This is a genomic window from Microbacterium sp. P2_F9, assembly GCF_056403635.1.
In genome coordinates this window covers 1-12,449 of sequence record NZ_JBFUFC010000109.1, presented here as the reverse complement: position 1 = coordinate 12,449, position 12,449 = coordinate 1, and the positions used below count along the sequence as shown (strand labels likewise).

Annotated in this window: 10 protein-coding genes; 5 read left to right on the top strand and 5 right to left on the bottom strand. The window is 64.6% G+C overall.

Translation table 11 applies throughout. The annotated features are described in order from the left end of the window. From AC1DVT_RS12350 to AC1DVT_RS12340, 3 genes are all read left to right on the top strand, one after another. The coding region (locus AC1DVT_RS12350) for a family 43 glycosylhydrolase (RefSeq protein WP_477389273.1) at positions 1–1,093 on the top strand (1,093 nt) is incomplete at its 5' end. Between the two features lie 54 nt (positions 1,094–1,147). Beyond that, on the top strand, positions 1,148–2,773 hold the full coding sequence (locus AC1DVT_RS12345; RefSeq protein ID WP_477389271.1) for a DUF5597 domain-containing protein: 1,626 nt from the start codon (positions 1,148–1,150) through the stop codon (positions 2,771–2,773). A 3-nt stretch (positions 2,774–2,776) separates the two neighbouring features. Further along, on the top strand, positions 2,777–3,253 hold the full coding sequence (locus AC1DVT_RS12340; protein WP_477389269.1) for an IclR family transcriptional regulator domain-containing protein: 477 nt from the start codon (positions 2,777–2,779) through the stop codon (positions 3,251–3,253). Between the two features lie 529 nt (positions 3,254–3,782). Here AC1DVT_RS12340 and AC1DVT_RS12335 read toward each other — a convergent pair. Beyond that, entirely contained in the window at positions 3,783–4,076 is a 294-nt protein-coding gene (locus tag AC1DVT_RS12335) for a helix-turn-helix domain-containing protein (protein WP_477389267.1), read from the bottom strand. Positions 4,077–4,225: 149 nt separating this feature from the next. After that, positions 4,226–6,535 carry an ABC transporter permease gene (locus AC1DVT_RS12330; protein WP_477389265.1) on the bottom strand — a complete coding sequence of 770 codons (2,310 nt, stop codon included), beginning with the start codon at positions 6,533–6,535 and terminating at the stop codon, positions 4,226–4,228. Positions 6,536–6,665: 130 nt separating this feature from the next. On the opposite strand from AC1DVT_RS12330, the gene AC1DVT_RS12325 reads away from it, so the two are divergent. Both AC1DVT_RS12325 and AC1DVT_RS12320 read left to right on the top strand, forming a co-directional pair. Continuing rightward, positions 6,666–7,325, top strand: a complete 660-nt coding sequence (locus tag AC1DVT_RS12325) for a TetR/AcrR family transcriptional regulator (protein WP_457101223.1) — start codon at positions 6,666–6,668, stop codon at positions 7,323–7,325. A 74-nt stretch (positions 7,326–7,399) separates the two neighbouring features. Next, on the top strand, positions 7,400–7,840 hold the full coding sequence (locus tag AC1DVT_RS12320) for a MarR family winged helix-turn-helix transcriptional regulator (RefSeq protein ID WP_457101224.1): 441 nt from the start codon (positions 7,400–7,402) through the stop codon (positions 7,838–7,840). Positions 7,841–7,928: 88 nt separating this feature from the next. Here the strand turns inward: AC1DVT_RS12320 and AC1DVT_RS12315 are convergent, their stop codons facing one another. From AC1DVT_RS12315 to AC1DVT_RS12305, 3 genes are all read right to left on the bottom strand, one after another. Then, the gene (locus AC1DVT_RS12315) at positions 7,929–8,207 is read right to left on the bottom strand and encodes a helix-turn-helix domain-containing protein (protein ID WP_457101225.1); all 279 of its coding nucleotides are present in this window, start codon (positions 8,205–8,207) and stop codon (positions 7,929–7,931) included. Positions 8,208–8,649: 442 nt separating this feature from the next. After that, positions 8,650–10,725, bottom strand: a complete 2,076-nt coding sequence (locus tag AC1DVT_RS12310; RefSeq protein WP_457101226.1) for a beta-glucosidase family protein — start codon at positions 10,723–10,725, stop codon at positions 8,650–8,652. Between the two features lie 509 nt (positions 10,726–11,234). Then, on the bottom strand, positions 11,235–12,449 hold a 1,215-nt coding region (locus tag AC1DVT_RS12305; protein WP_477389262.1), incomplete at its 5' end, for an alpha-L-rhamnosidase-related protein.

The following is a 12,449-nucleotide window of genomic DNA, read 5'->3' as shown; positions in this document are numbered from 1 at the left end:
CCCCGACATCGCCTGGGGCGACGACGGCAAGTGCTACGTGAGCTACGCATCGCGACACGGGATTCAACAGGTCGAGATTGATGCCCGCACCGGACAAGTCCTCACCGAACCTCGAAGCCTCTGGTCCGGCAGCGGCGGCAAGTTTCCCGAGGGTCCCCACATCTTCAAGCGCGGCGAGTACTGGTATCTGCTCATCGCTGAAGGCGGAACCGAGCGCGGCCACGCGGTCACCATCGCTCGAGGGAGCGCTCCAACTGGACCGTTCGAGGGGAATCCGGCGAACCCTATTCTCACCAGACGGGGCCAGGCATCCCCGGTGCAGAGCACCGGTCATTCCGACATCGTCCAGCTCGGGACCGACGAATGGGCGATCGTGTACCTCGCCGTTCGGCCCCGCGGCAGCAGCCCTGAGTGGCATGTCCTGGGTCGCGAGTCGTTTGCATCGGAGATCGAATGGATCGAGGGCTGGCCGGTCGTCGGCCGACCGATCGAACCCCCCGAGAGCGTCAGCCGGGAGTCGCTCACCCTCGGCGAGCCGCTCCCCCCAACTTGGATCGGCGACGAGACTTTCCCCGGCTCTGTCGTCACAATCATGGAGAATGGTTGGGACCTTTCCGCGACCCGCGATGACATCGAAACGTTCATCGGCCGACGTCAGGACCGGCTCTACGCATCCGCTCGTGTGGTCCTTACGACGACCCGATCAGCAGCGTTCTCCATTCGCATAGACCGAAAGCACCAACTGCGGTTGGAGCTCGATGGTGACCAGCTCACTACTGTTCTCGTCATCGGTGGCAACCGAATCGTGTTCGACGTGCGGAAATTCTCCACACTTCCTCAGCTTGAAATCAGGGCGCTCCCGCTTACCGGCGACGAGTTTGACACGACGCGAGGCCCCGACGTGCTCGTCGCCGGGTACATCGAGAACGACGATTTCGTGGAAACCGGCCGCACGGACGGCCGATATGTGTCAACCGAGGTGGCCGGCGGAATGACGGGAAGACTATTCGGAATCTCAGCTATCCGAGGCGTCGCATCGCTTGCCGGCTTCCGCTACGTCGGCTCCGACAATCCCGGCGTGGTCGACGAATAGGCACACGGCCTACTCACGTGTCGGCTTGACCAAAACCTGACCAAAGGAGCATCGATGTCGAAACTGCCTCGATTGGAGCGGACGGGCGCACATACGCGACTGATCGTCGACGGGTCACCCTTTCTCTGTCTGGGTGGTGAGCTACACAATTCCAGTTCCTCCGACGGCTTCTATATGGCGCCGATCTGGTCACGGATACGAGAGTCCGGGGTCAATTCGATCGTCGCTTCGGTGGGGTGGGATCAGGTAGAGCCGACCGAAGGTGCGTTCGATTTTGCGGTGGTGGACGAGTTGCTGGCGGGCGCGCGCTCGGCGGGTGTGCGTCTGGTTCTGATTTGGTTCGGGGCGTTCAAGAACGCCTCCTCGACCTATGCCCCGACGTGGGTTCGGGCGGATTCGAGGCGTTTTGAGCGAGCGGACCGGGGACCGGCGCCACTGCCTGCGCCACTCACGTACGAGGGGTCGATGCCGCGACCCACGTTGTCGGTGTTCTCCATCGCCCTGAGAGATGCGGACGAGGCGGCGTATGCGGCGCTGCTGGCGCACATCGCCCGGGTGGACGCGGAGCACACGGTGATACTCATGCAGGTGGAGAACGAAGTTGGTCTCCTAGGAGCGAGCCGCGATCACTCGGCAGCCGCCATGTCGTCGTGGATGTCGCCAATCCCCTCGCAGCTGATCCAGGCTGTCGAGAACAATCCCGGGGACTTTCGTGAAGACATCGTCGCACTGTTCGCTGAGTCCGCGCCCGCTGATTGGTCCTGGCAGGACCGCTTCGGTGACAGCAACCCAGTCGCCGATGAGGTGTTCATGGCTTGGGGTTTCGGCAGCTATCTGGGCGCTTTGGCCTCGAAGGGAAAGGCGATCCTTGCCCTGCCGGCCTACGCGAACGCCTGGCTAGGCCCGCAGCCCGGTCAGGACGCGCCCGGTCAATATCCGAGCGGGGGTCCGACTGCGCGAATGAGTGGCGTGTGGCGGGCGGCGGCTCCATCGCTCGACTTCATTTCCCCCGACATCTACGTCTCGGACAGCGAGCCTGTCATGCGCGAGTACTCAGCCGCGACGAGCCCCCTGTTCGTCCCCGAGGCGCGTATCTTGACGGGCGACGCATTCCGCGCGGTCGGGGGGTTCAACGCCATTGGCTACCACGTCTTCGGTTTCGACGATATCCGCGAGGGCAGCCAAGTGACCGAGGCATTCAGGAAGCTCATCGCGTTTGCCCCGCAGATCATCGACGCGCAACGGGACAACCACATCGCGGGATTTGCGCTCGACGAACACACCGAATCCGTTACAGCCGAGCTCGGTTCCACGACCGTCGTCGTCAGGAGCGCCCCGAAGCTGCTCGCGCAGATGCTGCTCGACGTAGGTGTCCGACTGCCCGAGCCCGCCCCCCGCCCGAGCGAGACGTTGACAGACTTGCATGGCCCTTCCCCGGCAGACGTACGCCCGTTTGGAATCATTTTCGCGACCGGACCGCTCGAGTACATCGCAATCGGTCAGCAGGCGATGATCGATTTCACACGAGCGGGATCAACCGTCGAGATCGACAGCGTTAGGGAGCTGCGGTTGCAAGACGGCACCTGGGTCGACGGCCGCATCCTTAATGGGGACGAGAGGCTGACAATTCTCGGAGACGAGGACGTTGCCGCCGTCAGGATCAAGCTGCTCGCCAGTTGAGTCATGCGTCGACGGCTGCGTGGTAGTTGCCGAGTCGATGTTGGCGGCTTGATCCCGACCTGCGGTGGGCAATCCACTCGCGGTGGTGTTCGTTGGCGTCGGCGGCCGAAACCCGGCATACCGGACCGGTGTCGGAAAGACGCTCCTGAGCAGTCAGCTCCACGACCTCGCCCAGGTGACCGACTGGTTCGGCGAGTTCCCTCTCGACCGGAAGCGCCGAACACCCTGGTCACCGCGGAGGCGCTTCTCGAAGAGCTCGCGGAGACTCGGCGGCGCGGCTTCGGTATCCACGACCAGGAGAACGAGATCGGCGTCAACTGTGTCGCGATCCCGATCCACCTCGACGGCTCCGCAACACCTTCTGGCGCGATCAGCGTCAGCGCCGTCACCTTCCGATGCCCTTTGGAGCGCCTCGTCGACGCAGTTCCCGACATCCGCCAGACGATCGCCCGGATGCTGGGACCGAAGGCACTCGGGTAGTTCGCGAAGCATTCACGCCTGTTTGCAGGCGGCGACCGGATGACGTTCCTGAGACGGACTAGAGCGAGTCGACGAACGAGTCCCCTGCAGTAGCATGCCGAGGATCGACCCGGCGATAGGTCGCCACCTGTGCGGGGTGGTGCACCTCAAGCGCTTGAGCCGGCCGACTTCCCCGGAATTCTGCCCCCGCACGCACTGGTGTGTGCGCGAGCGAGCGGTGCCGCTACCCCTCAAGTGACCCCCGAGTGACTCCGTGGGGGTCACCCGGGGGTCACTTTTGCCAACGCGGCACGTTGAATCAGCCCGCCGTGGCAACAAGAAAACCCCTGTTAACCAGGGGTTTTATGCGGAGACGGAGGGATTTGAACCCCGCCTCTACGTGGAGGCTCGGGGGCGTTCAGTGGCACTTCGGTTGATATGGCTGGGTTCGCGGCGGTGTTGTTGCAGGTTCAGAGGCGTTCGCGGGTGCTCAGGTTTACGCGATTCTTACGCACGGAGGATCGCCTCCGCGCGTGATGACGTGGGCTGGTCAGGCGACCTGGACGGAGTCCGCGGTCCGCACGKAAGGCTCTTCCGGGAACGACAGGACGAGGTGTCGGCCGAGTGCGGTGGCGAGCCGGGCGAGGGTGTCGATCCGGTTCTTCGCGCCGCCGCCTTCTTCGAGGCGGGAGATCACCGACTGGGTGGTCTTCATCCGCGCGGCGAGCTCGCGCTGGCTCAGCCCGGCAGCGGTGCGAAGGTCGTAGACCAGCTGGCCGAGTGCAAGGTCCTGCTCGACCTCGCCGCGGCGCTCGTCGCTGATCGCAGGGCGACGCTGCTTCACGTCTTCCCAGCGTGAGTAGTGGCCATCTTGTCCTCCATCACGGGTAATCCACCCCGCAGCCGATCCCGCACGTCCCCCATTGAGCCGAACAGGGCATCGCCCCGCTCTGCAGCGGGGCGATGCCCTGTTCTCATGAGCCGCGTCGGACCCTACGCCCCTGCCGGCTCGAGTTCGCGTTCGGTGCGGGACTCGCCATCCTCGTCCTCAGCGGAGGTTGTGGTTGCGAGGTCGGCTTCCCACAGCTCGTAGTCCGGTGCGTCCCCTTCGTCCTCGGATGCTGCGCCGGTCGGACCCGTCGGGGCCGGGGTGAGAGGCTTCGCGAGGTCGCCGAAGTCGTGTTCGGTGCGGACGGTTTTCAGCGAGTCGATGACGAACACCAGGGCGAGGGACACGAGTCCCCAGATCCCGAGCACTTGGAGGTGCTGGATCGCGACATCCCCGTTGAAGTAGAGGATCGACCGGACGGTTTCGACGGCTGCCGGCATGGGCAGGTAGTCGTGCAGGGTGCGGAAGAACTCCGGCACCATGTAGACCGAGAGCGAGCCGTCGGAGGAGGGCGTGCCGAGGAACATCAGCACGCCGACGGCGGGGATCACGGCGAGCATCCCGAACAGCCGGTCGAGGACCATGGCGAACATCGCCACGCAGAAGATCGCAATCGCCCCGGCACCCCAGAGGGGCAGGAAGTGACCGTGGATCGATCCTGTGATGGGGCCCGCGATCGTCCACACCACGGCGGACATGAACGGGGCGTACACGGCCAGGAGGGGCAGGATCTTGCGCTTGGGGCGGCTGGAGGGCGCCGCGTTCGCGCTGACGATGATGACCATGAATCCGGCCAGCACCCAGCCCATCGCGATGTACATCGTCGCCACGCCATTGCTGTCGCTGTCGGGAAGCGGTGCGACGTCGTCGACCTCCATCGGCAGCTGCTGCGCCTGGGCGACCTGGCTGAACACACGGTTGACGACCTGGTAGGCGCTGGGGCTGCCCGCCTGGTTCGCGACCAGGGTGAACTCGGGGCTGGTCTGCGACGGCAGCACGACGGCGGCGATGATGTCGCGGTCCTCGACGAGGGCCCGGGCGTCATCGGCGGAGTCGAGCGCTGTGAACTCGAAGATCCCGTCCATGTTCTGCTCGAGGCCGGCGATGGTCTGCTCGGCCTGTTCGACGGTCGCCCCGACCACCGCGACGGGCATGTCGCGGGGGGTCGGCTGGTGCATCGCACCGAGCATCGTCGTGAGCATCATCGTGACCATCGCGAGCGGGAAGAACAGCAGCGACGCGTACCGCCAGAACTTGGTCTTCTGCCGGGGCCCGCCGTGCAGGGACGGGATGTTCACGTCGAGGACGACACCCTCCGGGTGCCGGCGGCGCTGGATCGCGTCGAACCCGGCAGTCGCGAGCAGGCCCACCACCGCGCCGATCGCGAGCACCAGCAGGTGCCCGGTGACGCCGATGCCGCCGAAGTACAGCACGGAGCGCATCGACTCGCCGATCGCAGCCATCGGCAGGATCTCGTGCAGGACGCGGTAGAACGGCGGCGCCGTGTACACGGACATCGCCATGTTCGACGAGGGCATGCCGAGCACCATCAGCAGGCCCAGTCCGATGATCACCCCCATCGACCCGAACAGGCGGGTGATGAACAGCTGCATCGAGGCGATCGCGAAGACGCCCAGCCAGGCTATGCCGACCACCGCCAGGTAGTGCTCGCTGGTGACGACCCCGAGGATCGGGCCGGTGACGGCCCAGACGATGCCGGCGATCAGCGCCGCCCACCCGGCGAGCAGCGGGACGATCCGGCGGAACTTCAGCAGCTCGGGCGAGTTCGAGCGCAGCACGCTGAACGGCAGGTACCCGGCCATCACCAGCGCCGTGGCGAGGAACATCGCACCGAGCCCCGACCCGTCGTTGGACGGGAGCGGCACGAGGTCCTCGGACACCACCGTCAAGCCTTCTTCGAGGACGACCGGAGCGATCAGGCTGGTCACCTTCGACACCTGCGTGGCACCGGCCGCGGTCGCCGTGTAGAGCGTGGCGGTGTCGCCGTCGATCACGACAGCCGCGACGGCTTCCCGGTTGATCACCATGTCCCGCGCCGCCTTGGCGTCATCGACGACCTCTGCGTCGACGGCATCCGGATCGCTGTCCGTGAGAGCGAGCTCGAAGCCGCGAACGTCCGAGACGCTCGAACCCGCGATCGCGATCGGCATGTCGTGCGCCGTCGGCGAATGCATCGTGCCCAGGTAGCCGGTGATCATCATGCCCACCATGATCAAAGGCATCAGGAACATCGCCACATAACGGCCGATCGACTCGGCCTTGGCACGCTTCGCGGCTTTCGCGGCAGCTTCCGCCTCGCTGAGAGGGGCGTCGGCTTCGGGGACCAACGGGTCCCCCTCGACGTTTTCGCGGGCCTCCCTACGGGAAACGGTGTGTGGGGTGGTCACGATCATTCTCCTGACACGGTGGAAACGGGATCGCCATTGATCGTGGAATATCCCCAATCTAAGTCACATGGCGTAAACTGCAAATCCATAGGCTGAAGTCTCAGCAAATCCGCAACATGCGACAGGAGAGCGCACGATGGGCCAGCACAGCGATCGGGCTCGCGAGGCGCTGCTGGATGCCGCGGAGGAACTGTTCGCCGTGCACGGCATCGACGCCGTCTCGAACCGCCGCATCGCCGAGCACGCCGGCTCCGCGAACCACTCCGCCATCGGATATCACTTCGGCACCCGCGACGACCTCATCCGCGCGTTGATCACGCGATACATCGACGGCATCGGCGACCGGGGCAGAGAGCTCATCGCAGAACTGGATGACGAACCGACCGTCTACGACATCGTCCGCGCCCGACTGCTTCCGCAGTTCGAGCACCTTGACTCGCTCCCGCGTCCGAGCTGGCGTGCCCGGTTCCTCGCCCAGGTGCGTTCCGTGCCGTCAGCAGTGGCGGTGCTCGAAGAGTCGCTCGTGGAGACCGACGGCAGCCTCGATTTCGCACTGCTGAAGACCCACGTCGAGGGAGTCTCCGACGCGGTGCTGCGCGGACGCTCGAGCATCATCGGACACCTCGTCCTCGGCGTCTGCGGCGAGTACGAGGAGCGGATGAACAGAGGCGAGGTCTCCGCCGACTGGATCAGCGTCGGGTACTTCCTCATCGACGCATCCGCAGGAATGCTGTCCGCTCCCGTCACGCACCCGGACGCGGTGCTCAATGCCCCCGCCCGATCTGGCTTGATCTAGCCGCCCGCGGTTGCCCGCGGTCAACACGACGAAAGAACTTTCATGACCTGCACGGCACCCGATTCGCGCGCGCGATGAAGCCCACGAGCGACCTCAACCGGACGATCGACGAGGTCGAAGAACACCTCGGAATCGTCGTCGGCCTGGTCCGGTCGATGTGGAAGGACGCGGCAGCCGGCATCCATCCCGGTCTTCAGCCGGTCGGCTGCAAGATCCTCGGCACTCTCGTGCGGCTCGGCGAAGCGAACCCGTATGTGCTGGCCGAAGTGCTCGCGACCGACAAGAGCGTGATCAGCCGTCAGATCCGCATCCTCGAAGACGCGGGCCTGGTCGTCAGCCGCGCCGACGCCAACGATGGCCGCGCACGGGTGCTCTCGGCAGCACCTATCGCGATCGAACGCGTGAGAGAAGTACGAGCCCAGCAGCACGACCGCCTCCGCGACATCCTTCTGGCCCAGCCGGAAACTGAAGTCCGCGCGTTCGCCGCCATGCTCCGCCGCATCAGCGAGTCGTGACGGCCGACGAGCTCCAGCGGATCGCAGTGAGCCGCGTCCACTCTCCGTGCGCCGGCCATCGTCGCCGTCAGCAGGCATGGCCACGATCTCAGCGTGTCGCGTTCAGCGGCTGCCGCGGCCTCATGCCGGACGCACGGTAGATGCCATCGATCCCGTTCTTCGCACCGCCACCTTCTTCGAGGCGGGAGATCACGGACTGGGTGGTCTTCATCCGCGCGGCAAGCTCGCGCTGGCTCAGCCCAGCAGCAGTGCGAAGGTCGTAGTCCAGCTGACCGAGCGCGAGGTCCTGCTCGACCTCGCCGCGGCGCTCGTCGCTGATCGCAGGGCGCCGCCGCTTCAAGTCTTCCCAGCGGGAGTAGTTCGCCATCTCGCCCTCCATCACCGATAATCCACCGCACAGGCGTCCGCAGCTCGCTTCCCGCGAGCCCCCTCTTGACGCTCATTGTCCCGCCGCTCATCGCATTCAAGCTGGACGCCTACGACAGAGCCCGACTGGTGATCTGGGCTACGAGACCGGACTCATCGCGCGGCGAAGGTGATCTCACGGCGTCGCCGCCAGATGCCTCAGCTGCCGACTCTCAAAGACGAGAGCCTCACGGAGAGGCCCCTTGCCGAAGTGGGCCAGGAGAAGCCTGCCCATCGTGACGGGGTAGAGCCACAGCTCGCTGCGTCTGCGCCGTTCGCCCGCGACGGGGCGAGGCTCTCGATGATCGCGGCCCGGCGGGTGCGCGAAAGTCGTGAGACGGACGGCACTGCGTTCCCTCGCATTCGCGCGGGAACGCAGTGCCGTCCGATTGGGACCAGCAGCCTTACTTGGCCTTGACCTTGAAGTCCTGCTCGAGGGGAAGGTCACGCGAAGACGCGCCGACTGAGATCGTGTACGTGCCGTCCACGATCTTCCAGGCGTCCGCGTCAACGTCCCAGACTCCGAACGGCTGGTTGCTCGCGTTCGAGTCGACGACAATCTCGACGGTCGTCCTCTCCCCCGCGGCGAGCTCGATGCGGTCGAAGCCGACCAGACGCTTGCCCGGCTCGTTCGCGGCGTCGGGGAGCGTCAGGTACACCTGCGGGATTTCTGCCCCGTTGCGGTCTCCAGCGTTCTCGACCGTGAAGGAGATCGTCGAGACGGCTTCGCCGTTCTTCGCCTTGGTCTTGACCTTCAGGTTGGAGTACTCGAACTCGGTGTACGACAAGCCATAGCCGAACTCGAACAGCGGGTCGATGTTCTGCTCGTCGTACCACTTGTATCCGACCTGCAGGCCCTCGGTGTAGTTCACCTGACGGATCTCGTTTGTGCCCGCGGGGCGCGTGGTCGAACCGTCCGAGAAGACCCCGGGATACTGCTGAATGGACTTTGCGGTGGGGTTGTCAGCGAGTGACTTCGGGAACGTCAGCGGCAGCTTGCCCGACGGGTTCACGTCGCCAAAGAGCAGCGACGCGAATGCAGGACCTTGCTGATCGCCCGGGTACCACGCCTCCAGGACTGAGTCCACCGAGTCGATCCACGGCATCTCCACCGCTGAACCTGTCTCAAGGATCACGACGGTAGAGTCGTTGGCCGCAGCCACCGCGCTGATCAGAGCATCACCATTGTTGTCGAGTCGCAGATCCGGGATGTCGGAGAACTCGCCGCTGGTGTAGTAGCCGAGGACGACAGCCACATCGGCTGAGGCTGCGATCGATGCCGCCTGCGCCGGGTCGGCCCCGTTGCTGTAAACCACCGTCTGGCCATTGGCTTCGGCACGCTGGGTGATCGCGGTCAATGGGTCGATGAGGCCATCGCAGTTCATAATCGGGCCGTTGCGGAATCGGAAGAAGGACGAGCACACTGTCTTGGCGCTTACGCCAGCCGTGGGGGTCGTTGACGCGATCTGACCAATGATGGCGATCGTCTTGCCTGCTTCGGCTGCAATCGGGAGAGTCCCACCCTCGTTCTGCAACAAGACGGTGCTCTGCTCGGCAACCTGCCGCGAGATTGCCTTGTGCTGGTCGTTGGTCACGATCGAGATGGGCGTCGTGGGCAGTGGATTGTCGAACAGTCCCGCGCGGATGTATGAGTTGATCACGCGGAAGACTGCAGCATCGATGTCTGCGGCAGTGAGCTCGCCCGCTGCGATTGCGGCGTCGAAGTTGGCGGGAGTGAAGAAGGTCGGATCGTTCAACTCCTGATCAAGTCCGGCCTTCACCGATTGTGCAACCGAGTGGACTGATCCGAAGTCGGACATGACGAACCCGTCGAAGGATGCTTCACCGCGCAGCTGCGTGTTCATCAGGGAGTTTTCGCACGCGAACACCCCGTTGATCTGGTTGTAGGAGCACATCGCGCTATCGGGGGCGCCGCTCTCGACCGCGATGTCGAAGGGCAACGTGTAGACCTGGTGCAGGGTTCGCTCATCCACGTTCGACGAACTTGTCTGGCGATCCAACTCCTGCTCGTTCCCCACGTAGTGCTTGAGGTTCGAGATGACAGGCTTCGTGGGATTGCCTTCCTCGATCCCGCGACTGTTGGCCCCAGCCATCAGGCCGCTGAGCAAGGAATCTTCGCCGAAGTACTCGGTTGAGCGACCGGTGAGAGGGGTGCGCTGGCTCGAGACACCGGGGCCGAGGATGACGTTGCTGCCGCGGTCGAAGGCTTCGGCCGCCTGCGCTGCTCCTTTGTCGTACCCGAGGTCGAGATTCCACGTCGCTGCCACAGCAAGCGGCACGGGGAAGGAAGTGACTCCGTCCGTCATCGCCACGCCCTGCGGGCCGTTGGAGTAGAAGATCTTCGGTGTGCAGGGAACCTGCTCCGGGTATGTCACTGTGCCGAAAACTGTCTGTGTGACACGCTCGGTGGCCGCGACATTCATCCAGCGGTACTTCTGGTGCGGGGTGCTCGCGTCCATCAGGGCTTGAGTACGCTCTCCGCTCGTCTTCGCCGTGTCCATCCATGGCACAGTCGAGCAGTCAACCGCGGCGGCCGGCACGGCTGTGGCGAGGACGCCTCCCGTGACCACCAGCGCCGCGCTGAGCAGCAACGCGGTCGAGCGGCGACGCACTCGATTGCGATCGCCGACCGACGCAAATCTGTTCAACCTCATTGTTTGTCCATCTTCTCTGAAGGGCTGTGTAGAACGCTCTACGTTTTGTAGATTGCTCTACATTCTCAGAGTCGTGCATCGATGTCAAGGGATTGCGGTCTAGGACATGAGAGTCCAATTCGCGTGTGGCCGGGCCTTGCCGTGCGGGCTCGAACTCGCGCGCGGACCACTCCGAACAAGCAGAACTGCGACGGAACCAGCTCGCAATTTGATCGTGACCTGCGCGACCGCGACGCCGGTGAATGAGGGTTCTAGCAGTCCTACAGGCAAGTGTGGTGGCGGGTGGGTGGCTAACTGCGCCACCCACCCGCGAGTCATGACGCCGGCAGCGTGAKCGCGTGGTCGCCCGCCGTCAATTCGATATCCGGCGAGCCCGCCACGCGGACCAAGGCAGTCGTCCCTTCAGGGATACTCGCCATGATTCGAATTTCCGCGTCTTCGAGGTCCCAGCGAACGGCTGCCCGGCCGTGAGGTGTATCGAGGCTGGTCTCTGCCCAGGTGAGCCCACCGCCCGGTAGCGGTGCGATGAGAATGCGACGGTATCCAGGCTCCAACGCTGACAAGCCACCAAGGACCCGGTGCATCCAATCTGCAACGGCGCCGAGCGCATAGTGGTTGAAGCTCGTCATTTCGCCCGGGTTGATGGTGCCGTCCGGCAGCATCGAATCCCAGCGTTCCCAGATGGTGGTGGCGCCCATCGTGACTGGGTACAGCCATGACGGACACTCACGCTGAAGCAGCAGCGAGTAAGCGACGTCGACATGCCCGGTGGAGCTCAGCGCATCCGTGATGAACGGCGTGCCGGCGAAGCCTGTGGAGATGCGCGAACCACTCTCGAGGACGAGCTCCGCCAACCGCCTGCCCGCCCATTCTCGCTGCGCTTCGTCCAATAGCCCAAAGACGATCGCCAGCGAGTACACCGTCGCGCAGTCGCTGAGGATGCGCTCCTCGTGCACGTAAGCATCGTGGAAAGACGACCTCAGCCCAGCTGCCAACTCGGCGAACTCGGCCGCTTCCTCGGGCCTGCCAAGGATGGCAGCAGATTCCGAGACGATGATGGCAGTTCGGTAAGCGGATGCCGTCGCGACAACGCCCTTGTCAGCTTTTGCCGCGTCGGCGTGGTCCGGCGGCGCGTCCGGGTCGAGCCAGTCACCGAACTGGAACCCCTGATCCCACAGTCCGATCGGTGACAGCAATGAACGCACCCGGCGGGCGTGCGATGCCATCGAAGGGAACGCGTCGCGGAGGATGCCCTCATCTCCGTAGGCCCGCCAGAGCGCCCATGGCACCCACGCAGCTGCATCGCTCCACACCGCGGTGGAGTTTACGGGTTTGAACTCCTCAGGAACTCCCATGTACTTGAGAATGTCTGGGACGACAAACGGTACGACGCCGCCCTGGTGCTCCTGCTCGAGGGCGACATCACGCAGCCAACTGGTCAGGAAGCCCTTCACGTCATAGAGGAACGCGGCCGTCGGCGCAAACACGGCGATGTCGCCGGTCCAGCCCAGTCTCTCGTCGCGCTGAGG

Excerpts from the sequence above, each read along its gene's own strand:
- AC1DVT_RS12345 (WP_477389271.1), top strand. The coding sequence starts at position 1,148 with ATGTCGAAACTGCCTCGATTGGAGCGGACGGGCGCACATACGCGACTG.
- AC1DVT_RS12340 (WP_477389269.1), top strand. The coding sequence starts at position 2,777 with ATGCGTCGACGGCTGCGTGGTAGTTGCCGAGTCGATGTTGGCGGCTTG.
- AC1DVT_RS12330 (WP_477389265.1), bottom strand. The coding sequence starts at position 6,535 with ATGATCGTGACCACCCCACACACCGTTTCCCGTAGGGAGGCCCGCGAA.
- AC1DVT_RS12325 (WP_457101223.1), top strand. The coding sequence starts at position 6,666 with ATGGGCCAGCACAGCGATCGGGCTCGCGAGGCGCTGCTGGATGCCGCG.
- AC1DVT_RS12320 (WP_457101224.1), top strand. The coding sequence starts at position 7,400 with ATGAAGCCCACGAGCGACCTCAACCGGACGATCGACGAGGTCGAAGAA.
- AC1DVT_RS12315 (WP_457101225.1), bottom strand. The coding sequence starts at position 8,207 with ATGGCGAACTACTCCCGCTGGGAAGACTTGAAGCGGCGGCGCCCTGCG.
- AC1DVT_RS12310 (WP_457101226.1), bottom strand. The coding sequence starts at position 10,725 with ATGGACGCGAGCACCCCGCACCAGAAGTACCGCTGGATGAATGTCGCG.